Consider the following 317-nt stretch of genomic DNA (forward strand, 5'->3'; position numbering starts at 1 on the left):
TTGGCGTCGGTGACCGGGGTCAGCGACAGGTCGTGGCCAGCCTGTAAGGACAGTGTGTTGTCGACGGTTAGGCTGATGCCTGCACCATCATGAAATATTAAAAATGGTCAGACGTTAAATTTTTCAAGCCTATTTATTTCATCGCAAACTTTACTAAGCAAATCAGCCTCATCTAATTCGAAATGTTGTCTTGCTTCAGCCTCTCCATTGTACATGTCAGCCAAACAAAAAATACTCGACAAACACTCACTCAACGGAGCCATATCCTCCCGTAAAATTCCTCTGTCGCGCTCTATTCTCCAAAGCTCTATGTATGC

At 44.8% G+C, this 317-nt stretch carries 1 protein-coding gene; it reads right to left on the minus strand.

The window, feature by feature from the left end; translation table 11 throughout:
- Positions 1-107 precede the first annotated feature (107 nt).
- On the minus strand, positions 108-317 hold a 210-nt coding region (locus D588_RS26615), incomplete at its 5' end, for a colicin immunity domain-containing protein (protein ID WP_081613531.1).

It is taken from the genome of Xanthomonas sp. SHU 308 (assembly GCF_000364645.1).
Classification (GTDB): Bacteria; Pseudomonadota; Gammaproteobacteria; order Xanthomonadales; family Xanthomonadaceae; genus Xanthomonas_A; species Xanthomonas_A sontii.